Source organism: Aquimarina sp. 2-A2 (assembly GCF_045505135.1).
Lineage (GTDB): Bacteria > Bacteroidota > Bacteroidia > Flavobacteriales > Flavobacteriaceae > Aquimarina > Aquimarina intermedia.
Map to the genome: position 1 here is coordinate 131,046 of NZ_JBJKFI010000001.1, position 23,746 is coordinate 154,791.

Annotated in this window: 19 protein-coding genes; 7 read left to right on the forward strand and 12 right to left on the reverse strand. The window is 36.8% G+C overall.

The annotated features are described in order from the left end of the window. Nucleotides 1–17: 17 nt before the first annotated feature. The gene (locus ACJRPK_RS00600; RefSeq protein ID WP_407137947.1) at nt 18–1,130 is read right to left on the reverse strand and encodes an ABC transporter permease; all 1,113 of its coding nucleotides are present in this window, start codon (nt 1,128–1,130) and stop codon (nt 18–20) included. A gap of 9 nt (nt 1,131–1,139) precedes the next feature. Continuing rightward, the gene (locus ACJRPK_RS00605; RefSeq protein ID WP_407137948.1) at nt 1,140–3,278 is read right to left on the reverse strand and encodes a carboxy terminal-processing peptidase; all 2,139 of its coding nucleotides are present in this window, start codon (nt 3,276–3,278) and stop codon (nt 1,140–1,142) included. A 166-nt stretch (nt 3,279–3,444) separates the two neighbouring features. On the opposite strand from ACJRPK_RS00605, the gene surE reads away from it, so the two are divergent. The 5 genes from surE to ACJRPK_RS00630 all read left to right on the forward strand — a co-directional run bounded on the left by surE (nt 3,445) and on the right by ACJRPK_RS00630 (nt 8,313). Next, nucleotides 3,445–4,227, forward strand: coding sequence for a 5'/3'-nucleotidase SurE (gene surE, locus ACJRPK_RS00610; protein WP_148781692.1), 783 nt, complete (start codon nt 3,445–3,447; stop codon nt 4,225–4,227). Continuing rightward, entirely contained in the window at nt 4,220–4,516 is a 297-nt protein-coding gene (locus tag ACJRPK_RS00615) for a hypothetical protein (protein ID WP_407137949.1), read from the forward strand. Before surE ends, ACJRPK_RS00615 begins: the two co-directional genes overlap by 8 nt. 36 nt (nt 4,517–4,552) lie before the next feature. Next, entirely contained in the window at nt 4,553–5,665 is a 1,113-nt protein-coding gene (lpxB, locus tag ACJRPK_RS00620; protein WP_407137950.1) for a lipid-A-disaccharide synthase, read from the forward strand. A gap of 75 nt (nt 5,666–5,740) precedes the next feature. Then, nucleotides 5,741–6,250, forward strand: a complete 510-nt coding sequence (locus tag ACJRPK_RS00625; RefSeq protein WP_407137951.1) for a C40 family peptidase — start codon at nt 5,741–5,743, stop codon at nt 6,248–6,250. A gap of 8 nt (nt 6,251–6,258) precedes the next feature. Beyond that, on the forward strand, nt 6,259–8,313 hold the full coding sequence (locus ACJRPK_RS00630) for a ComEC/Rec2 family competence protein (protein WP_407137952.1): 2,055 nt from the start codon (nt 6,259–6,261) through the stop codon (nt 8,311–8,313). 6 nt (nt 8,314–8,319) lie between these two features. Here ACJRPK_RS00630 and ACJRPK_RS00635 read toward each other — a convergent pair whose 3' ends face one another. The 4 genes from ACJRPK_RS00635 to ACJRPK_RS00650 all read right to left on the reverse strand — a co-directional run bounded on the left by ACJRPK_RS00635 (nt 8,320) and on the right by ACJRPK_RS00650 (nt 14,075). Then, nucleotides 8,320–9,558, reverse strand: a complete 1,239-nt coding sequence (locus ACJRPK_RS00635) for a serine hydrolase domain-containing protein (protein WP_407137953.1) — start codon at nt 9,556–9,558, stop codon at nt 8,320–8,322. 79 nt (nt 9,559–9,637) lie between these two features. Next, entirely contained in the window at nt 9,638–10,177 is a 540-nt protein-coding gene (locus tag ACJRPK_RS00640) for a thioredoxin family protein (RefSeq protein WP_407137954.1), read from the reverse strand. Between the two features lie 98 nt (nt 10,178–10,275). Next, nucleotides 10,276–11,865 (reverse strand): peptide MFS transporter, encoded by a 1,590-nt coding sequence (locus tag ACJRPK_RS00645; RefSeq protein WP_148781699.1) that lies wholly within the window; start codon nt 11,863–11,865, stop codon nt 10,276–10,278. 38 nt (nt 11,866–11,903) lie between these two features. Then, entirely contained in the window at nt 11,904–14,075 is a 2,172-nt protein-coding gene (locus tag ACJRPK_RS00650; RefSeq protein WP_407137955.1) for a S9 family peptidase, read from the reverse strand. A 248-nt stretch (nt 14,076–14,323) separates the two neighbouring features. Between ACJRPK_RS00650 and ACJRPK_RS00655 the strand changes: the two genes are divergently transcribed. Both ACJRPK_RS00655 and ACJRPK_RS00660 read left to right on the forward strand, forming a co-directional pair. Further along, nucleotides 14,324–15,640, forward strand: coding sequence for a hydroxymethylglutaryl-CoA reductase, degradative (locus ACJRPK_RS00655; protein WP_407137956.1), 1,317 nt, complete (start codon nt 14,324–14,326; stop codon nt 15,638–15,640). Beyond that, nucleotides 15,640–16,563, forward strand: coding sequence for a GYDIA family GHMP kinase (locus ACJRPK_RS00660; RefSeq protein WP_407137957.1), 924 nt, complete (start codon nt 15,640–15,642; stop codon nt 16,561–16,563). The genes ACJRPK_RS00655 and ACJRPK_RS00660 overlap by 1 nt, the downstream gene beginning before the upstream one ends. A 135-nt stretch (nt 16,564–16,698) precedes the next feature. On the opposite strand, the gene ACJRPK_RS00665 is transcribed toward ACJRPK_RS00660, so the two are convergent. The 6 genes from ACJRPK_RS00665 to ACJRPK_RS00690 all read right to left on the reverse strand — a co-directional run bounded on the left by ACJRPK_RS00665 (nt 16,699) and on the right by ACJRPK_RS00690 (nt 23,684). Further along, nucleotides 16,699–16,872 (reverse strand): Arc family DNA-binding protein, encoded by a 174-nt coding sequence (locus tag ACJRPK_RS00665; RefSeq protein ID WP_407137958.1) that lies wholly within the window; start codon nt 16,870–16,872, stop codon nt 16,699–16,701. Nucleotides 16,873–16,875: 3 nt separating this feature from the next. Further along, nucleotides 16,876–17,730 carry an SPFH domain-containing protein gene (locus ACJRPK_RS00670; protein ID WP_407137959.1) on the reverse strand — a complete coding sequence of 285 codons (855 nt, stop codon included), beginning with the start codon at nt 17,728–17,730 and terminating at the stop codon, nt 16,876–16,878. Between the two features lie 285 nt (nt 17,731–18,015). Further along, nucleotides 18,016–19,305 (reverse strand): 2-oxoglutarate dehydrogenase complex dihydrolipoyllysine-residue succinyltransferase, encoded by a 1,290-nt coding sequence (odhB, locus tag ACJRPK_RS00675; protein WP_407137960.1) that lies wholly within the window; start codon nt 19,303–19,305, stop codon nt 18,016–18,018. A gap of 85 nt (nt 19,306–19,390) precedes the next feature. Continuing rightward, nucleotides 19,391–22,165 carry a 2-oxoglutarate dehydrogenase E1 component gene (locus ACJRPK_RS00680; protein WP_407137961.1) on the reverse strand — a complete coding sequence of 925 codons (2,775 nt, stop codon included), beginning with the start codon at nt 22,163–22,165 and terminating at the stop codon, nt 19,391–19,393. Nucleotides 22,166–22,360: 195 nt separating this feature from the next. Then, a complete protein-coding gene (locus ACJRPK_RS00685) occupies nt 22,361–22,558 on the reverse strand; it encodes a hypothetical protein (protein ID WP_407137962.1) in 198 nt (65 codons plus the stop codon). A gap of 151 nt (nt 22,559–22,709) precedes the next feature. Further along, nucleotides 22,710–23,684, reverse strand: a complete 975-nt coding sequence (locus tag ACJRPK_RS00690) for a polyprenyl synthetase family protein (RefSeq protein ID WP_407137963.1) — start codon at nt 23,682–23,684, stop codon at nt 22,710–22,712. Between the last annotated feature and the right edge of the window lie 62 nt (nt 23,685–23,746).

Below are 23,746 nucleotides of genomic sequence, written 5' to 3' on the forward strand. Positions count from 1 at the left end.
GATAGATTAGTTTTTAATCAACCCTTCACATCAAGGGCATCTCTCAAAGCATTCCCGATTAGCATAAAGGCCATTACAAGACTCATGATTCCTAATCCGGGAATAACGGCCAAATATGCCTTACCCAAAATTATGTATGAATAATGATCCTTAATCATTGCTCCCCAACTTGGCATTGGAGGTTGTGCACCTATTCCCAGAAAACTCAAACCACTTTCCAACAAAATCGCACTTGCAAAATTTGCAGCTGAAATAACAATCACCGGAGCCAAACTGTTAGGTAACACATGTTTTAAAATAATACGTTTATTCGTATAACCCAGCGCTCTGGCAGCAGTTACATACTGCATTTCCTTTATGCTAAGCACTTGACCTCTTACCACGCGCGCAACCTCCACCCACATCGTAATACCTACCGCTATAAAAACTTGCCAAAAGCCTTTACCTAATGCCAAGGTAATTGCGATCACTAATAGAAGCGTCGGTATCGACCAGGTTACATTAATTAACCACATGATTGCCGCGTCTATTTTACCCCCATAATACCCGGCTACCGCTCCAAGTGATATTCCTACAAGAAGTGAAATAAACACCGCCACAAAACCAATAGAAAAGGATATTCTTATTCCGATTAGCATTCTACTTAATAAATCTCTGCCATATTTATCCGTTCCTAATATAAAAGTCTTTTCTTTTATATACGACCTTACAATTGCTTCGTTCGATAGACCAGAGGGAAAAACATCAAATGGTATTACTTTTGTCAAACCCTGCAATTCCCCTTCGCTATAAGGAGCAATTTCAATGCCTTGCTCACTAATATTATAACTTTCGATGGGGAGTTCAGAATCGGTATTGCTGATTCCGAAGAAAAATTCATTTAAAAAAAAACTTTTTTCCCTGTTTTTTGATGGAATGGTGAGTAATTCTACCGTAAAGCCCGGTGCTTTTGAATGAATAGATAAATGCATTTGATTAGCATTCTTAGAATTGTCAGGAGCTATAGCATAAGCAAAAATAGCGATTAATGCACAGATGATTATAAAGGCTAAACTAAAAACGCCCCAAAGATTGTTTCTAAATCTTTGGAGCGCCTTATTACTTAAACTCTTAGACGGTTTTGATGCCATTCAGTATGATTAATTCTTTAAAGATAAAGTGGTTGTAGATTGGTGCTTTATCGTATTGACCTTCATGTCTTCTAAAACACTTATAGCCTCTTCTATGTACACATCTTTACTCAAACTTTGGTGCCATCTGTTTCTCTTCTCTTTAAGCACTGTATCTTTGTTCATCAATTGCTGTTCATATGGCAAGGACTCATAGGTTAGATTTGTTTTATAATCGCTAATAGCCTCAAAACGTTTGGCCTGACTTTCATTTTCTTCTATATTCTTTTTATACTCTTGATAATTTAAGGAATACCTGTTAACATCACGCTTTTCTCTTACCCATTTAGCATTCTCTTCAATCAGCTTTAACTGATTATTTTGTTGCATACGCGCTTTACTATTATCAATAGTTTTGTCAAAATTAATATACCCATTCCACGGCGTATACTCTGCAGCTGCGATTTTATCCCATGGTAAAGGGTTTTCCTGATCCTTCTCCCCGATGTCGATATAGCTATAACGGTCTGGAACTACGACATCACTTTTAACACCTTCCAATTGTGTGGAACCTCCATCAACTCTATAGAATTTCTGAGTAGTTAATTTAAGAGCTCCTAAGTCTCCAAAATCATTGCTACGCATCCAGCGATTTAAATCCATAACATTTTGCACGGTTCCTTTACCATATGTTTGCTTACTACCTATGATTATAGCTCTCTTATAATCCTGCATTGCAGCCGCCAAAATTTCGGAAGCCGAAGCTGATAATTCATTTACCAAAATTACCAACGGACCATCCCATAGAATGCTTCGGTCTTTATCACTCAATACTTCTGGTGATTCTTCTTTTGTACGAACTTGCACGATAGGTCCTTTTTCGATAAACAAACCAGCAATATCAACTACAGTTTGCAAAGATCCGCCTCCATTGTCTCGCAAATCAATAACCAAACCATTCATATTTTGCTCTTTCAAACGGATAATCTCTTGTTTAACATCTTTGGCAGCATTTCTTTGATTGTAGTCCTGCATATTAAAATAGAACTTTGGTAAATTGATAATTCCGAAGTTCTTACCATTCTTTTTAACCAAAGAAGATTTGGCATATGTCTCTTCTAACTCGACAACATCTCTTACGATATCAATATTCTCAATGGTACCGTCTACCTTTTTAACAGTTAGGGTAACTCTAGTACCTTTTGGACCTTTAATAAGACTTACAGCATCATCTAAACGCATTCCGACTATACTTACGGGTTCTTGTTCATCTTCCTGCTTTACCTTCATAATAAGGTCTCCAACCTCAACTTTATTTCCTCGCCAAGCCGGACCTCCTGAAATCACCTCAATAATTTTAACATTATCGTTCTTTTTTTGGAGTCTCGCCCCAATACCTTCAAGTTTACCGGACATAGCGATATCAAAACGATCTTTATCCTGCGGTGCAAAATAATAGGTATGTGGATCAAACTCTTCAACAATAGAATTAATGTAAATTGAAAACCAATCCTTACGTTCTAAATCATCTGCAAATTCAAAGTATTCATTAATTGAGGATTGTGTTAATTTTCTCGCTTCTTCCTCAAGAACAACCCCGGTCTTTCGCTTATAATTCTTATTCTTCGCTAAAGAATCCAATTGTTCCTCAACTTTATCATAATAGCTCGATAAACCATTAAACTTAAGCTGTAATCTCCAGCGATTCAACATCTCTTCTTTGGTTGTAACATAGGATAGCTTATCATAATCCGTATCTATTGATTCCTGCAAATCAAAGTTAAAAGGTTTATCAAGAATACTTGCATAGAGTACTCTTGCTTCTGCCATACGTTGTTGTAATCGATCATACGTAAGATTGAAGAAAGCTATATCTTTACTTCTAATCTGATCATCTATTAGTGTTTCGTATTGCTTAAACTCCTCTATATCACTCTTGTAGAAATAGCGCTTTAATGGGTCTAATGCATCAATATAATCGGAGAAAACTTCTTTAGAGAAATCATCATTTACTTCCTTGGCATCATAATGGCCTTTGCTCAGCACATAGCTAATCAAATCAATTAGTAATTTATCCTTATCGGGATCATTTTCAACATTCGTAGTAAAACTGCACGAAGCAGCAGATATTATAACGGTAAGCATCAATATCAGAAAACTCTTTTTCATACGCTTATTTAATTTAGGGATTTTAAGCAAAATACATTAAAAATCGTGCCAATGAGGAGTAATAATACTAAAATTTTCTTAAACAAACTAATTCTTTAACCGATCTCGAAGTATTCCTAAATTCAGAATAAAATGATGTATTTTTACCTCTTAATTTATTTTTTACATGGCTGATAAAAAACCTCTCATATTAGTAACCAACGATGACGGAATCACCGCTCCCGGAATACGAACGTTAATAGCTGTCATGAAGGAAATTGGTGATGTCATTGTGGTTGCGCCTGATAGTCCGCAAAGTGCTATGGGTCATGCAATTACCATAAACAACACCTTGTACTGCGATCCGATAGAGATTGAAAAAAATGCATCTCACAGTGAGTACAGTTGTTCTGGCACCCCGGTAGATTGTGTCAAAATGGCCACCCGTCAAATACTAAATAAAAAACCGGACTTATGTGTTAGCGGTATTAATCATGGATCAAACTCTGCGATAAATGTTATTTATTCGGGTACAATGAGTGCTGCCGTAGAAGCCGGAATAGAGGGTATACCAGCAATAGGATTCTCGTTATTAGATTACAGCATGACCGCCAACTTTGAGCCTTCAAAAAAATATGTGAAAGCAATTGTAGAAAATGTGCTCACCAATGGCTTACCGAAAGGTGTTGTCTTAAATGTGAACATTCCTAACCTTAAATCCGTTGATATTAAGGGAATTAAAGTGTGCCGACAAGCAAATGCACATTGGAAGGAAGAGTTTGATAAAAGACAAAATCCTATGGGTAGAGATTATTATTGGCTATCCGGAAAATTCATCAATGAGGATAAGGGAGAAGATACAGATGAGTGGGCCTTACAACATGGTTTCGTCTCTGTAGTACCCACACAGTTTGACTTAACAGCTCATCATTATATACAAGAATTAAATAACTGGAATTTAAATGATTAAAAAAGAAATAGGACTTGGCTTAGCCATTGGGTTGGTTGCTAACACTTTTGGTTTTATACTATGTGTACTGGTGTTTTCTATGTTATCGGTATCAGGGCTTTCTTTTACAGAAACACTCGCTGCATCTATTAAGAATGATACATTTGGTAATTTAATTACGCTTGGTGCTATTCTAAACCTGGGGGCTTTTTTTCTTTTTCTAAAACAAAACAAGCCTTATCGCGCTCGTGGCGTACTTCTTGCTACGCTTTTTGCAGCAATAGTAATTATGATAAGTAAATTTTTATAACCATGATCGTACGCTGTACTAATAAACTGTAATCCTATGAAGTATTATCTTATCGCCGGGGAGGCCTCTGGAGATTTACATGGTTCTAACCTTATGAGGTCTATATTGCAACATGATGAACATGCTGAATTTAGATATTGGGGCGGAGAACTTATGCAAGAAGTAGGTGGTAGCTTGGCTAAACATTATCGGGACCTTGCAATAATGGGGTTTATTGAAGTTATCTTGAATCTAAGTACTGTTCTAAAAAATATTGCTTTTTGCAAGCAAGATATTGATGCCTACAACCCGGACGTGATCATTTTCATAGATTATCCCGGAATTAATTTAAGAATTGCCAAGTGGGCCAAACAAAAGGGTTACAAAACCCATTACTACATATCTCCCCAAATTTGGGCTTGGAAAGAAGGTCGAATTAAAAGCATCAAACAAAATGTTGATGCCATGTATGTAATTCTGCCGTTTGAAAAATCATTTTATGAAGAAAAGCATAATTATCCAGTTAATTTTGTCGGACATCCCCTAATAGATGCCATAGCAGCTCATAATCAAATTACACCCGAAGAGTTTAACGACAAGCATGGTCTTGACAACCGACCAATCATAGCAGTTCTTCCCGGAAGCAGAAAACAGGAAATCTCTAAAATGCTCGAAGTGATGTTGAGTGTAGTAGATGATTTTACCGATTATCAGTTTGTTATTGCGGGAGCACCAAGTCAAGATCCCGAGTTTTACCAACAATTTATTGGTAACGAGCGTGTTCATCTTGTTATGAATCAAACCTACGACTTACTAAGTTTGAGTAATGCTGCCCTGGTGACTTCTGGTACTGCTACTTTGGAAGCCGCCTTATTTAAGGTTCCGCAAGTAGTTTGTTATAAAGGAAGCAGCATCTCTTATGAGATTGCTAAAAGAATTGTGAATCTTGACTACATCTCGCTGGTTAATTTGATCATGAATAAGCCGGTAGTTACAGAGTTAATACAAAAAGATTTTAATAGTAAACGCCTTAAGGAAGAGCTTACGGTAATAACCGATGGTTATAAAAGAGCAGTCATGTTTTTGGATTATTACGACTTAGAGCAAGAATTAGGCGGCAAAGGCGCGAGTGACAAAACTGCTCGGTTAATTGTTGGATCTGTTTCATGACCTAAGCATCAAGTAAACTGTTAAGAAATCTTTTATTATATTCGTGAGAATATAAGATATACATTACCCATGTTTATGAGATATTTAGGCCCTACACTAATTTTGATCTTTCTTTTGGTTTCCTGCGGACCTTCAAAAAAGGCTGCAATTATAACCAAACCCACCGCTACCAAAGCTGCTACCATTCCTTCCATCCCAAAAGATGAAATGGCAAATAGCATCATCCAATACGCTCAGACCTTTAACGGTACACGTTATAAATATGGAGGTACTACAAAAAAAGGAATGGATTGTTCGGGACTTATCTATACTTCTTTTAAGAAAGAAAATATTGTTTTACCCAGAACATCCCGGGCCATGTCTACGCAAGGTGAATGGATCCCCCTACGCAAGGCGGAAAAAGGGGATTTGGTTTTCTTTAAAACTAACAAAAAGAAAAATATTATTAACCACGTAGGGCTTGTTATCGAAACTGGAAGTACGCTGAAGTTTATACATGCATCTGTTTCTAAAGGAGTAGTTGTATCAAGTCTGGATGAACGCTATTGGAACAATTGTTTTTCCGGAGTGCGTAGAGTTTTATAGCATGTAAGATGAGGCTAGTAAACAAACCTTTATTAGCGTTAACTACTTGTATTGTTTTGGGCATCATCTGCTCTCATATCCTTCAGATTTCTCTTTTACTTTCTTTTCTTTTATTTGGCACTTGTTCGTTATTGCTATGCATTGCATTTGTTTGTACGAAGCAGAAAAAATGCAAACCGTTACTATTTTCCCTCATCACCCTTGTAACATTCTTCTCTTTTGGAATTCTAATTAATCAAGTTCATCAGCCCAAAAATTACGTATCCCACTATACAAATCAATTCTCAGAAGCTCAATTTTCGGATCAAAAGCATGGATTGCTTTTGGTTATCGATCAAAGAGTCAATTCTTCAAATTACTATGACAAATATATTGTTAAGGTAAAAGAAGTAAATACAATACATGTACAAGGAACACTTTTGCTCCGTATACCAAGGGATTCAACCCTACGACCTTTAAAACCCGGAATGACTGTAAGCATTCATGCCTTCATTGAGGAACTTCCGAAAGTTTTAAATCCTAATCAATTTGATTACGCGGGCTATTTGAATTCAAAATTTATTTATCATCAAGTAACTGCCAAGGCAGATAAAATAAAAATCCACTCCCGCTTTACTTTTTCTTTAAAAGGATTGGCATTCGAATTTCGATCCAAACTATTAAGTTCGTTGAGGCAACACAATTTCAGTGAATCTGATGTAGCGTTCATGAATGCACTCATTTTAGGTCAAAAACAAGACCTCAGTAAAGACACCTCAACAGCTTTCCGAAATGCCGGTGTCATTCATGTATTAGCGGTCTCAGGTTTGCATGTGGGTATTATTTTACTGTTTTTAAACATGGCTTTAAGACCACTGGAGCGTTTTACCAAATTCGGCTCTATCCTAAAACTACTTACCATCTTACTACTCCTTTGGGTATATGCAGTAGTATCAGGGTTATCCCCATCTGTTCTTAGAGCTGTAACAATGTTTACCTTTATTGCTATAGCTATTCAAACACAAAGGCGATCCGCTACCCTCAATGCTTTAATAGCTTCCTTATTAGTGTTGCTATGCTATGAACCTTCTTATCTTTTTGAAACCGGCTTTCAATTGAGTTATATGGCTGTGGCAAGCATCCTCTTTATCTATCCCAAAATCAGCCAGCTCATACGTCCTAAAAATACTTTTCTAAAAAAAATCTGGGAGCTTTCAAGTGTAACGCTTGCAGCGCAGATAGGTTTATTACCCTTACTGCTATATAATTTTCATCAATTTCCGCTACTTTTTTTACTCTCGAATATTATTATACTGCCCATCATCACTATTTTATTATTTAGCGGTATTGTGATAAGCATGCTCTCCTTAACTAATAGTTTACCGGATATACTTCGTCAGGGGTATTCATCATTACTGGACCTGAATCAAAATATAATACAAGTTATAGCTTCGTACGACTCACTGATTTTAAAAAATATCCATTTTTCATCGACACTATTAGTCTCAGGATATATAGCCTTACTACTAATAGTAATTGCTTTTTATACCGCACGCAAAAAGAGATTAATGCTCACAGCAATTGCTCTACTCGCTATCTCAACAGGATTTATTATAGAAGACATGCGATTGGCAGGCAGAAAAGAACTCGTAATTTTTCATAAAACAAAGCATTCAATACTAGGGGTCTTAGATACAGATCATCTTTTAATTTATGCATCAAATTTAAATTTGGGAACAGGAAGTAACCGTTCTTTTGATCCTTATTTGCGTGCAAACAAAGCTTCGCTCCATTCACTTTTTGCTCTGGAGAACGCCTACAAGTTTAACCGACTGAAACTTTTTAGAATAGATTCCGAAACCATAGCGATAAATAGCAACAATACAACAGATATTTTATGGCTCACCGATTCTCCTAAAATACACCTCCTCAAAGTAATAAATGACTTACAACCTAGTCAAATTATTGCTGACGGCAGCAACTACAAACGTGATATGGATCGATGGGAAAAAACTTGTAAAAAACTAAACATTCCTTTTCATCGCACCGATCAAGATGGGGCCTTTATTATTGAACCAAAATGATGAGACTTAATCATTCATCACTTCAGCATATAACTCGCTTATTTTTGGTATAGCTTCTTTGGCATAGGAAGTTGGACTATTAAATAAGATACAAATACCTAAATCCTCTTCGGGGAAGATAGCAATCTCGCTTCGATAATTATTTACGCTACCTCCGTGATGCACCATAATTCTCGGTTTCTCAGCAGTAGTATCTTTAAAGGTATGCACCCTCCAACCTAGTGCATAATAAGATTTAAGATGACCTTTCCAACGTTGATAATATTTGCTACGACCGCCTACCTCAATTACTGGATTAAATACCTGATTAATCATTTTTGGATGCAGTACTTCTGGGTTACTTCCCAACAAAAATTTCATCCATTTAGCCATATCCGTTACACTTGCATTGACACCTCCAGCTGAGATAGCCTGGTAATATTTATGATTGAGCTTAACAGGTTTCCAGCGACCATAGGCTTTTCTATGAGGAACGGCGATATTGGTAGCATCCTCCAAAGCTTCAAAACTAGCGGATGCTGTATGCATTTGCAAGGGATTAAAAATCTTTTCATCGATCACTTCAGCAAGTGCATGTGACGTTACTTGTTCAATAATCTTACCACTCAATGCAAAAACAGCATTTTGGTAGCTGTAAATTTTTCCTGGATGATATACAGGCGATACTTCTTTAAAGCGTCCTGCTATTTTAGTTAATGGAACTCCTGCTTCAACTAGGTTTGTAAAACTATGATAGGGTAACCCTGTAGTATGTGAAAGCACATGAGATAACGTAATTTCATTAGTAATTTGATCACTAGACATCTGGAAATTTGGCACATAATCTTTTACCTTATCTTCCCAATCCAAAAGCCCTTCTTGCACATGTATACCGGTCAGAATTCCTGCAAAACCTTTTGATAAAGATCCGATTCTAAAAATTGTTTGAGAATCAATAGTATGTTGATTCTTGCTACTACGTGAACCAAAACCACCCGTGTAAATAATAGAATCACATTTCACAATGGCTACAGCTGCTCCGACTAAGTCATTATTCGAAATACCTTTACTAATATAGGCATTAATTTTATCTTCAAGAAGTAGAAGTTTTTTCCTGAACTTTTCATCGTCCTCACCGTTTGACACAGTTTTGACAGTCTTCGGTAGGGTCGGTTTCACTGCAATGCGACGTTCATTTTTGGAGAATGACAAAAGAACAAATATAACAATAGCCATGGGGCTGGCAATAATTAATAACTTCTTCATAGGTAGGTTAACGTGTTTTTGGGGATTAAATTTTATATACCATCTAATTTGGGCAAATCAGCTAGCACTTAGTCAATTATTATTCTTCAAATGTACTTACAAAAGATTTTTCATAATCCTGCCAGGCAGCAGCATTTGTCAACTTCTTATAATCATCATTATGAATCATTTTTAAAAAAATCTCAAGCTGTTTTGGGGATTTGTATCCAACAACAGGCGCGATTACATTTCCCTTTTCGTCAAAGAAAACCATGCTCGGATACCCAGTTATTTTTAGTGCATTCGCAAAGAAGTGTTGACTATTTCTCCCTTTACGATTAGCATTGTAATTTGGGTTTGTATAGGTGAAATCGTTATAGTGAATTTCTTCAGTCCCCTCGGCATTAAACTTTACCGGGTAATAGTTTTTATTTACATACGCCACAACATCCTTGTTATGGAAAGTTTTTTTATCCAAGAGTTTGCAAGGCCCGCACCATTCTGTGTAGGCATCCATGAAAATCTTTTTAGGTTGTTTCTGCTGCGCTTCGAGTGCTTGATTCATAGTCATCCATTTAATCTCTTGCGCTTTTGAGACAAAGCCAGAAGCAAGAAATAAAAATATAAGTAGGTTTTTCATATGTTCAATTTTTAGACTTAATATATAGCAAAAAGCATTCCTATCTGCAAAAAGTAACCTCCCTACTTGGGCAAAGTAGGGAAGTCCTTGTTTTTTTATTATCTAATGCCGTGCATCATTTTTAATAATTTCTTGTTTAGTATAAGCATGATTACCCCTGCTGCTCCCGGAATTACAGTGAAAATCAGAAAGAATACCACCATTCCGTAATCTTCAACAATAGGATCAATATAACTACCTGTTACTCCTGCCATAGTATTCGCAATAAAGTTAGCAACAAACCATACACCGAACATAAGCCCAACTAGCTTAACAGGTGCTAATTTACTCACATACGATAATCCTACAGGAGACACACATAATTCACCCAAGGTATGGAAGAGGTATGCTAAAATCAAGAAGATCATACTAACTGAAGCAGTTTTTGCTCCAAGCGGTATTCCAATCGATCCAAAAGCTAAGATACCAAAACCTAATCCTAATAAGATAAGACCAATGGCAAATTTGACAGGACCTGTCGGGTTATATTTACTCTGCCATATTTTAGAGAATAATGGAGCAAAAGCAATAATGAAGAAAGAGTTTAATATTCCGAACCAGGAAGCCGGAACTTCTGCTGAATCCGCTACAAATTCTCTTTGCAACATCCAGATAACAATTCCCCATATTATAGCAAAACCTATTCCCAATAATGTATTTGCAAGCGGAAATTTTGCAAAGGTTTGTTTAAATAACAATATCAAAACCCATGTAATGATCATCATAGGGACCACAGTAAGCAAGGTATTGAATATTTTGAAAATCATAGCTCCTTGATCAACTAACACTCTGTCTGTATAGTCTGCAGCAAATATTGTCATGGAACCTCCGGCTTGTTCAAAAGCCCACCAGAAAAAGACTGTAAAGAATGCAAACACACCTATGACAATTAATCGATCTCTTGTAATAACGGATCGTTTAGAAGCATCTACGACTTCTTCGATTGTTTCTTTAGTTTCTTCTACAGACTCCTCAATAGCGTCATCAAAATCTTTACTTTGTCTAGGTGACAATCCAATTCTTGCAAAAATCTTCTGAGCAAAGTAAAACTGAAGCATTCCGATAAACATAAATATTCCGGCAAGTCCAAATCCATAATGCCAACCCACTTTCTCACCAATGTAGCCACAAAGTAAAATACCTAAAAACGCTCCCGCGTTGATACCCATATAAAAGATGGTATATCCGGCATCTTTTTCTTTTCCTTGACTTTTATACAACTGACCGACCATTGATGAAATATTCGGCTTGAATAAACCATTACCAATGATCAACAACCCTAAACCAATATAAAAAAAGTAATCCGCAGAAACTTCAAGCGCCATAGAAGCATGCCCCAGAGTCATTAAGAGTGCCCCGATTACTACCGCGTTTCTGTATCCCATTATCTTGTCTGCGATTAAGCCGCCAAATATTGGGGTAATATAAACAAGACCCGTGTACCAACCATACAAAAGTAGTGCACTATCACGTTCCCATCCCCAACCTTCTTCCATAATAGAAGTCACTAAGAATAAAACGAGTAATGCGCGCATTCCGTAGTACGAAAATCGTTCCCACATTTCGGTGAAAAAGAGAATAAAAAGACCAGAAGGATGGCCAAGAACAGTTCTTTGATTTGTTTCTGAACCGCCAAATTTAAATTCCATAGAGTTATTTTAAGTTAGTAAAATTATAAAGGATTATACTATAAATTAGTTTTAATAAAATTTGTCATTTTCGTATATAAATGAAGTCGTGTATTCCCTCCATAAATTCCGTGATTTTTATCAGGATAAATAGCCCAATCAAATTGTTTATTGGCCTGTACCAAAGCCTCTATAAGACGCATTGTATTCTGCACGTGAACATTGTCATCTGCACTTCCATGTACAAGTAAGTATTTACCTTTTAAACCATCCACATAATTGATAGGTGAATTATTGTCGTAACCAGATGCATTCTCTTGCGGTGTCGTTAAATAACGCTCTGTATAAATAGTATCGTAGAATCTCCAGCTTGTCACGGGAGCTACTGCAATTGCCATTTTAAAAGTATCGGCTCCTTTAAATAAACAATTACTGGACATAAAACCACCATAACTCCATCCCCAAATGCCAATTCGTTCAGCATCTACATACTCCAAACCACCAAAATATTTTGCAGCAGCAATTTGATCCTGTACTTCAAGGTTTCCTAAATCATTCTGGGTAGCTTTTTTAAACTTAGCGCCCTTAAATCCTGTACCTCTACCATCAACACAGGCCACTATATAACCTTGTTGCGCTAACATCATATACCAATAATCATTTGAACTATACCAAGAATTTTTAACGGATTGTGATCCCGGTCCGGAATATTGATACATTAACAACGGATACTTTTTTGTAGGATCAAAATCTTTTGGTTTGATTACCCAAGCATTGAGCTGCTCTCCATTGATATCGATTGTAGAAAATTCTTTTGGACGCACATCGTATTGGGCGAGCTTATCCAAAACTGCTTTATTGTTCTTAATTTCTCTAACAATCTCACCATTTTTTGCTTTATTCAAAGTTATAACAGAAGGTGTGGTACTGTTTGAGAAATAGTTTATATAATAGGTGTAATCTGCACTAAAATCAGCAGAGTTAGAACCTTCTTTTTTACTCAAACGAATCTTATCTTTTCCGGTAAGTGCTATCGAATAGACGTCTCTGTTAATACTTCCATTCTCCACACTTTGATAATAAATCTTTTTAGTTTTAGCATTATATCCGTAGTATGAAGTAACATCCCAGGCTCCTTGCGTTATTTGGTTAATCAACTGTCCGGAGGCATCATAATGGTAAATATGGTTAAATCCATCCTTCTCACTCGTCCAGATGAAGCTATTGTCTTGCAAAAAAGTAAGGTTATCGGTTATATCTACATACGCTTCGTCTTTTTCATTAAGCACTACAGATGCTTTTTTGGTCGAAGCGTCTACAAAAACTAAATCTAAATCATTTTGATGTCGATTTAAAACCTGAACACTTAGAATATCTGCTTTTTGCGTCCAAGACAGTCTTGGTATATAAAAATCTTTATAATCACCTAAATTAATTTTATCTACAGACATACTTTCCAGATCCGCTAAGTGTAAAGAAACTGTTGAATTTTTCTCACCCGCTTTTGGATATTTAAAAACATCTTGTTTTTGATATAAAGCGCTCCCATACACATCCATAGAAAATTCAGGAACCGCTGTTTCATCAAAACGAATAAAAGCTAATTTATTACTGTCGGCATTCCAGTCAAAAGCTCTTACAAACGCAAATTCTTCTTCATATACCCAATCAGTAATTCCGTTAATAATCGTATTCTTTTTTCCGTCGTCTGTGAGTTGAATCTCTTGTCCCGTCTCAAAATTTATAACATAAATATTATTGTTTAAAACATAAGCGACCTTTTTTCCATCAGGTGATAAAGTTGGTTCTTGAATTTTCTCGTCACTTAGCTTAAGAATTTTTTGTGTTCCAACATCATAGAAATAATACACACCGCGTTTAGAATGGCGATATATCTTTTCTGAATCTGTAAGTAATAAAATTAGATCTTCATTTGAACTAAAAGTATACTCCTGAAAACCCGACAGCTCAGAAATTGCTTGTGAGTTCAGTATGGTTTTCACCTTTTCTCCGGAAGCATAATCATATACTTCTATACTAGTGGATCCATCTACTTTATTACGTTCTAGAACCGAATATTCCGTTCCGTTATTCATTGAATGAAGGGATTGCAATCCTTCTGTATTAAAGTTACCTCCCCATATTTCTTCTAAGGTAAACGCTTTGTTTTGCCCAGTAGCCAGTAAGGCTATCCAAAAAAACAGACCTATAAATAGTTTGGTTCCTTTCATTTTTTCCCTTTAAAAATTTGTTAACGCCAAGAATACTAAAAAATCTCCGAAAAATACAATATTTGTTGTTAAATACAATGTCTCACAAGGTAGTCTGCATGATATTGTTGTTTATTTTATTAAATATGCAATAGAAAACTATGAGCGCGCTATTATTATTTCAAAGATTGCATCTGCTCGTGCAAGCAAATCATGAAATAAACCAGTAGAATACTATCTTTGCCTTTGATTAATAAAGATTCCCTAGAATGGCTCCAGAAATTTCCGGTTTTTCCAAACTTAGTAAAACAGAAAAAATTAAATGGTTAGCGTCTCATCATTTTACAGATGATACGAAAGCTGCTGAAATCTTAAAGCGCTATTGGAATACCGACAAGAAGCTACAACAATTACATGATGAGTTTACAGAAAACACCTTAACAAATTACTATCTGCCATTCTCAGTTGCTCCCAATTTCAAAATTAATGGAAAACGCTACACCATTCCCATGGCGATTGAAGAGAGTTCTGTGGTCGCAGCAGCTAGTAAGGCAGCCAAATTCTGGATGAAACGAGGTGGTTTTAAGGCTGAAGTTGTTTCTATGATTAAGGTAGGACAGGTCCACTTCTCCTACTCAGGCGATTATAATGTCCTGAAACGTTTTTTTGACAACATACAACCTGAGTTATACCAAGCAAGCAAGCATCTTACCGAAAACATGGTAAAGCGCGGCGGCGGAATTCGATCTATCGAGTTAGTTGATAAAACAAATGAGCTAAAGAACTATTATCAATTACACTGCACCTTTGAAACTGCTGATGCCATGGGAGCAAATTTTATCAACTCATGTTTAGAACAATTTGCGCTTACCCTGACTGAAGAAGCAGGAAAATACCAGCCATTCATTGAAACAAATACGACATTAGATATCATCATGAGTATTTTATCTAATTATGTTCCTAATTGTTTGGTTAAAGCCTCAGTCAGCTGCCCCATTACGGATTTACCTGAAACAGAAGATTTGTCAGCTGAAGCATATGCATCCAAATTTATACAAGCCATCAAAATTGCAGAAATCGAACCTTATCGTGCTGTTACCCATAATAAAGGCATTATGAACGGTATCGATGCCGTTGTATTGGCTACCGGAAATGACTTTAGAGCTATCGAAGCAGGCGCTCATGCTTATGCATGTCGCAATGGAAAATACACAAGCTTGACAAAGGCTTGGATAGAAGAGGATAGTTTTCATTTTTCTATTGAGATTCCTCTAGCCCTGGGAACCGTAGGTGGACTCACATCGTTACACCCCTTAGTAAAACTTGCCATGCAATTATTGGGTTCGCCCACGGCAGAAGTGTTGATGAAAATAACCGCAGTGGCCGGACTGGCACAAAATTTTGGAGCCATTAATTCGTTAATCACTACAGGTATTCAACAAGGTCATATGAAAATGCATCTTATGAATATCATGAACCAATTTGAAGCTACTAAGGACGAAAAAAAGCAACTTATTTCATATTTTAAAACAACCACCGTTACCCATGCTAAGGTTGTAGAAGCGCTTAAAAAAATCAGGGAATAATGACACAATCTTTTTATAGTCATGGTAAGCTTTTACTCACAGGAGAGTATCTGGTTCTTGATGATGTAGAGGCACTTGCCCTACCCACTAAGAAAGGACAGCATCTTTCTATTGTCCCGGCAGACAAACCAGGTCTTCACTGGATAAGCAAAGATCAATTTGGTGAGAATTGGTATGAGGCTTCATTTTTTATTTCAGATCAATCCATTGAATGTGCTACTAACGAACAATTAAAAAATCCAATTACCGAGAAACTACTATTGCTTCTTAATTCAGCAAGATCATTAAATCCGAAATTTCTATCGAAGCTGACTGCTATACGCGTAGAAACAAAGCTTGAATTTGATCGCTCTTGGGGCCTTGGTTCTTCGTCTACGTTGATTAACAATATTGCTCAGTGGGCACAAATAGATGCTTTTAAACTTTTGGAAATAGGTTTTGGAGGCAGTGGTTACGATATTGCATGTGCACAGCACAATACTCCGCTATTGTACAACCGAAATGATGGTCTCCCCAAGGTTAAAGAAGTACAATTCAATCCAAGCTTTAGAGACCACCTCTTTTTTGTCTATCTAAATCAAAAACAAAATAGTAAAGATTCTATCAAACACTACCAGTCATTACCGCTTACTAATTTTGAAAGGGCCGCTCAGAAAATTTCTGACATTAATGCGCTCCTTTTATCATGTAATGAACTTCACGTTTTTGAAGATCTTATTTCTCAACATGAGACTATTATATCCACTATCATAAAAACTCCAACGGTAAAGTCTGAACGTTTTCCTGATTATACGGGAGCGATTAAAAGTCTTGGGGGTTGGGGCGGTGATTTTATTTTAGCTACAGGAACTGAAAGCGATAAACAATACTTCATTAACAAAGGATATGCTACTATCATTCGGTATCAAGATATGATTTTATAAAAAAGCTCCTTAGAATTAGATTCTAAGGAGCTTTAATATCTCTAGTGCGGACTACTAAACCTTTCATGCGCTTTTTATACCCCTAAGTTAATTAAGCAACCTTCGAAATTTTAAGAATGTAAATTTTTAAAAATCTTACTCACATTCATTACTTTTTTTAGATTTTACTCGTTTAGCGTCTTTCAAACTTTTTTGAATCATCCACTCTAGCTGACCATTTACACTTCTAAATTCGTCATCAGCCCACTTTTCAATTAGCTTAAAAGTTTCCGGATCAATTCTTAGTACAAATGATTTCTTTTTACTCATATATTATGAATTCAACGTACCTGCATTTATCACAGGTATAACTTCTTTATCTCCGCATAAAACAACCATCAGATTGCTTATCATCGATGCTTTTTTATCATCATCAAAATCAATGATCTTATCATCCGACAATTGAGTTAATGCATCTTCTACCATTCTTACCGCTCCTTCTACAATTTTTTTACGTGCTGCTACAATTGCGACTGCCTGTTGTCTTTTTAACATAGCACTTGCTATTTCAGGCGCATAAGCTAAATATCCAATCCTAGCTTCCATAACTTCTATTCCCGCCATAGATAATCGCTCTGTAATTTCATTCTCCAATGCCTCGTTCACTTCATCCAATCCCGATCGCAGTGTTAAATCTGCCTCTTCATCGTCAAAGTTATCGTATGGATAGGATCCTGCCAACTTTCTTACCGCAGCATCCGTTTGAACTCGAACAAACTCTTCATATTGATCTACGTCAAATGCTGCCTTATAGGTATCTTTTACTTTCCATACTAAAATTACATTAATCAAAATTGGATTCCCAATATTATCATTCACCTTTAGTCGTACACTGTCAAAATTTCTTGCGCGTAGTGAGATTTTTTGTTTCGTATAAAAGGGATTAGCCCAAAAGAAACCATTTTCCCGTACTGTTCCTTTGTAAGCTCCAAATAAAACCATTACGCATGAACTATTTGGATTGACGGTAAAAAAACCTTTAAATAGTAAAAACCCAATTAGTATCAGCGTCAAAAATAACATATTCCCGGTATTATATAGTCCAACAATAGTAATCACTACTACCGCTACTAAGGCAATGAACATAAGGTACCCATTAACAGGCTTTAAATTTTTTTCGTATTTCATAATGATATCATTTTAGTATCACAATAATACTAAAATTAAATTTAAAACAAAATAAATTCGAACTGTATATCATTTTCCATTGCTTTTTAGGAAACTCACTTTATAGTGAAATCAATAGACAATAGGCCTGAACAGTATAGACCCTAAAAGATTAGGACAAAAAACTACATCAACGGTATCATCTCAACACTTCGAACACAAAACAGCGTAACTCACATGTATTAAAAGAAAAAGGTTCAAAGCATATATACTTTGAACCTTTATATATTGGTATAATAAATCTTACTACAACTCTAATGCTCTTTTGATATCATTATCCATCAACAACTCCTGAGGATTTTCTAAAGCCTCTTTTACTGCCACTAAGAATCCTACTGATTCTTTACCATCGATAATTCGGTGATCATAGGATAAGGCAACATACATTATTGGCGCAACCACGATTTGACCATCCCTAACTATTGGACGTTCAACAATGTTATGCATTCCTAAAATAGCACTTTGTGGCGGGTTAATAATAGGTGTAGATAACATACTACCAAAAACTCCTCCATTAGTAATGGTAAACGTACCACCCGTCATCTCATCAACAGTAATTTGACCGTCACGCGCGCGAACTGCTAAACGCTTAACTTCGGACTCAACCCCTCTAAAACTCAAGTGCTCTGCATTGCGAATTACCGGAACCATCAATCCTTTAGGACCCGACACTGCTATACTTATATCTTGAAAGTCATAAGAAATCATATGATCTCCATCAATCATAGAATTAACCGCAGGATACATTTTTAATGCTTTAACACAAGCCAGTGTGAAAAAAGACATAAATCCTAATCCGACACCATGTCTTGACTTAAACTCTTCTTTATATTGATTACGCAGATCAAATATCGGTTGCATATCAACCTCATTGAACGTAGTTAGCATTGCCGTTTCATTTTTAACTGAAACCAAACGCTGTGCTACTTTACGACGTAACATAGATAATTTTTTCTTGCTTTCACTTCTTGCTCCGGATCCCGGTGTACCCATAGAAGGTTTCGCCTCAACCGCATCTGCTTTTGTGATACGTCCGTCACGACCTGTACCTTGTATTTGTGAAGCGTCTAATCCCTTTTCTGCAATCACTTTCTTAGCCGCTGGAGAAGCAGTTCCTGTTGCATAAGAATCCTGCTTTTGTGCTGGAGTTGTTGGTTTAGATGGGGTTTGTGTTTTGGCTTCTGCTTTTGCACTATCAGCTTTGCTATTGGATTGATCACGTTGTTTATCAATATCCATAGCCGCATTGCCCTTTCCTCCTTCATCACCTTCATTGTCTGCATTACCTTCTGGAGCTTCTGCATCCGTATCGATCAAACAAACAACTTGACCCACGGCAACAGCATCACCTTCTTCAGCTTTAAGCGTAATAATACCGCTTGCCTCAGCCGGCAATTCCAATGTTGCTTTATCACTATCTACCTCTGCTATTGCTTGATCCTTGGTCACATAATCACCATCTTCAACAAGCCATTGTGCTATTTCTACTTCTGTAATGGATTCTCCCGGAGAAGGAACTTTCATTTCTAAAGCCATAATTCTAAATTTATCAGTTGTGTTCTCCTTATTAATGTTGATAAAAAGCGAACCACATGAGTTTTAATTCTTATTATAAATATACTTATCTTCTTTGATTATTCTTTGTTGCATCAAATACAAAGTCAATCACTTCTTGATGTCTTCTTCTAAATCGTGTTGCACTACCCGCAGCAGGTGCTCCATACGGTCGTCTACTTACAAATCTGAAATTTTTTGCTGCTTCAAAATGCATAAGTATGTGACTCAAAGCGCCCATATTACGTGGCTCTTCTTGTGCCCAAACCACCTCATCTGCATTGTATTTTTTGATCAGAGCCTCCATTTGTTCTGTAGGTAGCGGAAATAATTGTTCGATACGTACCAAAGCAACATCCTCCCTGTTTTCTTTTTCTTTGACTTCTAAAAGGTCATAGTAAAACTTACCAGTACAAAAGACGAGAGACTTGACTTTCTTAGGAGTAGCCTCCACATCATCAATTATAGTTTGAAAACTTCCGTTAACAAATTCATCCACGGTAGATACTACCTTAGGATGACGCAACAAACTTTTTGGTGTAAACACAATTAATGGTTTACGGTATTTAGCTTTCATTTGACGGCGAAGCATATGAAACAGGTTGGCCGGTGTAGTTACATCAGCAACATACATATTATCCTTTGCACACAGTTGTAGATATCGCTCCATACGCGCAGATGAATGTTCTGCTCCCTGACCTTCGTATCCGTGAGGTAATAACATGACTAATCCGTTTTGAAGCTTCCATTTATCCTCGGCAGATGAAATGTACTGATCCAACATGATTTGTGCACCGTTACTAAAATCCCCAAATTGGGCCTCCCAAATTGTCAATGTATCCGGATTTGCCATCGCATACCCGTAGTCAAAACCAACAACACCATACTCTGAAAGCAACGAATTATAAATATAAAATTCGCCCTGCTCCTCTTTTAATCTATTAAGTAATAAAATTTCCTCTTCGCTATCTTCAACTTTAACCACCGCATGACGATGAGAAAAGGTGCCTCGCTCTACATCTTGCCCACTCATACGAACATCGTACCCTTCTTCTAATAAAGAACCATACGCTAATAATTCTCCCATAGCCCAATCCAGACTATCATCTTCAAAGTACATTTTGGCACGTTGATCAATAAGACGTTCTATCTTACGTAGAAACTTTTTATCAGAAGGAAGCTTAGTAATCACCTGAGCAATTTTGTCCAGGGATTCACGAGAATAAGTAGTATCCACACCTTTCATCATTACATCTTCCTGAACACGATCAAAACCGGCCCACTCATCTTGCATAAAAGGAGTGATCACCGTTTTTTCTTGCTTACGAGAATCTTCTAATTCCTCTTCCAGAGATTCCTTATATTCCTTTTCAAGGGCAGAAACATAGTCTTTATCTATTATCCCCTCAGCTATTAACTTTTGCGCATAAATATCTCTTGGATTTTTATGTTTCGCTATGGCCTTATAAAGTTTTGGTTGTGTAAATCTAGGCTCATCCCCTTCATTATGGCCATACTTACGATAGCCTAACATATCAATAAAGACATCCCGCTTAAAGGTCATTCTAAATTCCAAAGCAAAATTCATAGCATGCACCACAGCTTCTGCATCATCTGCATTTACATGCATTACAGGAGATAGTGTCACTTTACCAATATCTGTACAGTAGGTAGACGAACGTGCGTCCAGATAGTTTGTTGTAAATCCGATTTGGTTATTTACCACAATATGGATTGTTCCTCCTGTTTTATAACCCTCGAGTTGTGCCATCTGCACGATCTCATAAACTAATCCCTGACCGGCTATTGCGGCATCTCCGTGCACTATGATAGGCAGCACACATGATGTATTCTCCTTATAGTGACGATCTTGTTTTGCTCGGGTAATCCCTTCTACCACAGCTCCGACTGTTTCCAAATGCGATGGGTTCGGAGCAATATTCATATTTATTGCTTTACCGGACTCGGTTTTACGCTTTGCAGTCCATCCTAAGTGATACTTTACATCGCCATCAAAAACAGCTTCTTCATAATCTTTCCCGTCAAATTCACTGAAAATGTCTTTTGGACTCTTTCCAAAAATATTGGTTAGCGTGCTCAAACGACCACGGTGTGCCATACCCATTACAAATTCCTGAACTCCCATCTCGGCTGCCTTTTCTATCAACGCATCCAATGCAGGTATTAAAGCTTCACCTCCCTCTAGAGAAAATCTTTTTTGCCCAACATATTTTGTATGCAAAAAGCTTTCGAAAGAAACGGCTTGATTCAGTTTTTTAAGGATATATTTTTTCTCGTCAGCTGAAAATTTAGTTCTGTTCGTGTTGAAATTGATTCTACTCTGAATCCATTCTCGTTCTTCAGGATTACGAATATACATATACTCGATTCCGATAGAATCACAATAAATCTTTTCCAGATGCAGTACAATATCACGCAGAGAACTTGGTCCGATCCCAACAATCTCACCTGCATTAAAAACTACATCCATATCGGCTTGGGTCAAGCCAAAATTCTCGATAGCTAATGTAGGTGCATATTTACGACGTTCGCGTACCGGATTTGTTTTAGTAAACAAGTGCCCTCGTGTTCGATATCCGTCGATAAGACGTACCACCATGAACTCTTTTTGAACATTTTGTGGCACTTCAACTTTACCCTGTGACGCTTGCTCCACATACACTGTTTCACCAGCTTCCTGAGCGCTCTCCATTCCAAAGTCAAAACCTTGAAAAAATGCTCGCCAACTAGGCTCTACACTATCGGGATGTTGTAGGTATTTATCGTATAAATCTGCAAAAAATGCGGTATGAGCCGCATTTAAAAATGAATAGTTATCCATAAGTAAGTATTCAGTTGTCTTTTTTAGTGACAAAACGCCACAAAAATACAACAATTACAATTTACTGCACATTAAAAGATTTATATTTCTATGTAAATTTTTAAGATTTTAACAGTGTAAGCTGTCATTCAACAAAATAGTTGAACCTTACGTCCGACATTGCCTTTTCTAACATTTTGACATTCTTCTCCTAAATTAATCACGAGTATCCATATCATTTCTAAATCTCACCTTATCCCATTCTCTTTTTATGAGTAAACCGATCGCTATTTCAATAATTTCTTCGCTTTTTTTCACAGTGTCGAATCGTATTTTATTTTCAGATACATCAACGGCATAAAGCAAATTAACAAAATCCGAAAAAGAATCATTCAACAGTCCGCGTAGCATCATCTTCAATTCGATAATAAAACTATGAGAATCTTTTTTAGTGAAAGTATAGGAGATACCTTAGCGATACACATCTTTTTGAAGCTGTAGGCGAATGTCAGTAAACGCTTCCAGGAAACAATCTTGTACTATTAAATCTTCTATGTCTGATAGTTTAGACACTGCGATTCATTAGATTTTCTCCAAAAGACCTCAGCAAAACTTTTCTATCCTCGGTAATATCAAGTTTCTTCAAAACACTAAACGCTTTGTCCGTATACTTCTCAATCTCTTTTCGGGTCAGTTCCCTTGCTCCGGTATCCTCATAAAGCGATTTGACTAATTCAATTTTCTGGCTTGGATTCTCCGGATTTAAAGAAAATAAGCCCAAGAGCTCTTTCTTTTCTTTAGGTGTGCCATGTTCAAAAGCTTTGAGAAAAAGAAAGGTTTTTTTGTTCTCTATGATATCCCCACCCACTTGTTTACCAAAAGATTTCGGATCCCCAAAAGCATCCAAATAATCGTCCTGTAGCTGAAAAGCCAACCCTAACAATCTGCCAAAATCGTAAATTAGTGCTTTTTCTTTATCACCTACTCCTGCAACAATAGCACCCATTTTTAAAGCAGCACCAACCAGCACAGCCGTCTTAAATTCGATCATCTTTATATACTCTGCAATCGTGACATCCTCGCGAGTCTCAAAATCAATATCATACTGTTGCCCCTCACAAACCTGTATTGCGGTGATACTAAAAAGCTGTGCCAATTCCTTAAATATTTGGCTGTCATAATTTTCAAATAATTGATACGCACGAATAAGCATGGCATCACCAGAAAGTATCCCGGTATTAAGATCCCATTTTTCATGCACAGTTTCCTCTCCTCTTCGCAATGGAGCATCGTCCATAATGTCATCGTGGATTAATGAGAAATTATGAAACACCTCAACCGCAAGTGCCGCATCCAACGCCTTAGTGTAAGATGTTCCAAAAATTTCGGAACTCATTAGCACGAGAACAGGACGAAGACGCTTCCCCCCTAATTTCAGGATATAGGAAATGGGTTCGTATAGATTTTTGGGCTCTTTTGAAATGTATTGACGCTCTAAATACTCTGAAAAATACTGCTGATATTCTGAAATTGTTTGCACTGTAGCTTTTTTTTATGCTAAAGTAAACCAAACTTTTCATATGATCCATATTCTTCCAAAAG

Excerpts from the sequence above, each read along its gene's own strand:
- ACJRPK_RS00650 (WP_407137955.1), bottom strand. The coding sequence starts at position 14,075 with ATGAAAGGAACCAAACTATTTATAGGTCTGTTTTTTTGGATAGCCTTA.
- ACJRPK_RS00635 (WP_407137953.1), bottom strand. The coding sequence starts at position 9,558 with ATGAAGAAGTTATTAATTATTGCCAGCCCCATGGCTATTGTTATATTT.
- ACJRPK_RS00600 (WP_407137947.1), bottom strand. The coding sequence starts at position 1,130 with ATGGCATCAAAACCGTCTAAGAGTTTAAGTAATAAGGCGCTCCAAAGA.
- surE (WP_148781692.1), top strand. The coding sequence starts at position 3,445 with ATGGCTGATAAAAAACCTCTCATATTAGTAACCAACGATGACGGAATC.
- ACJRPK_RS00665 (WP_407137958.1), bottom strand. The coding sequence starts at position 16,872 with ATGAGTAAAAAGAAATCATTTGTACTAAGAATTGATCCGGAAACTTTT.
- ACJRPK_RS00680 (WP_407137961.1), bottom strand. The coding sequence starts at position 22,165 with ATGGATAACTATTCATTTTTAAATGCGGCTCATACCGCATTTTTTGCA.
- ACJRPK_RS00605 (WP_407137948.1), bottom strand. The coding sequence starts at position 3,278 with ATGAAAAAGAGTTTTCTGATATTGATGCTTACCGTTATAATATCTGCT.
- ACJRPK_RS00615 (WP_407137949.1), top strand. The coding sequence starts at position 4,220 with ATGATTAAAAAAGAAATAGGACTTGGCTTAGCCATTGGGTTGGTTGCT.
- ACJRPK_RS00630 (WP_407137952.1), top strand. The coding sequence starts at position 6,259 with ATGAGGCTAGTAAACAAACCTTTATTAGCGTTAACTACTTGTATTGTT.
- ACJRPK_RS00640 (WP_407137954.1), bottom strand. The coding sequence starts at position 10,177 with ATGAAAAACCTACTTATATTTTTATTTCTTGCTTCTGGCTTTGTCTCA.
- ACJRPK_RS00670 (WP_407137959.1), bottom strand. The coding sequence starts at position 17,730 with ATGAAATACGAAAAAAATTTAAAGCCTGTTAATGGGTACCTTATGTTC.
- ACJRPK_RS00625 (WP_407137951.1), top strand. The coding sequence starts at position 5,741 with ATGAGATATTTAGGCCCTACACTAATTTTGATCTTTCTTTTGGTTTCC.
- ACJRPK_RS00685 (WP_407137962.1), bottom strand. The coding sequence starts at position 22,558 with ATGATGCTACGCGGACTGTTGAATGATTCTTTTTCGGATTTTGTTAAT.
- odhB (WP_407137960.1), bottom strand. The coding sequence starts at position 19,305 with ATGGCTTTAGAAATGAAAGTTCCTTCTCCGGGAGAATCCATTACAGAA.
- ACJRPK_RS00660 (WP_407137957.1), top strand. The coding sequence starts at position 15,640 with ATGACACAATCTTTTTATAGTCATGGTAAGCTTTTACTCACAGGAGAG.
- ACJRPK_RS00645 (WP_148781699.1), bottom strand. The coding sequence starts at position 11,865 with ATGGAATTTAAATTTGGCGGTTCAGAAACAAATCAAAGAACTGTTCTT.
- ACJRPK_RS00655 (WP_407137956.1), top strand. The coding sequence starts at position 14,324 with ATGGCTCCAGAAATTTCCGGTTTTTCCAAACTTAGTAAAACAGAAAAA.
- lpxB (WP_407137950.1), top strand. The coding sequence starts at position 4,553 with ATGAAGTATTATCTTATCGCCGGGGAGGCCTCTGGAGATTTACATGGT.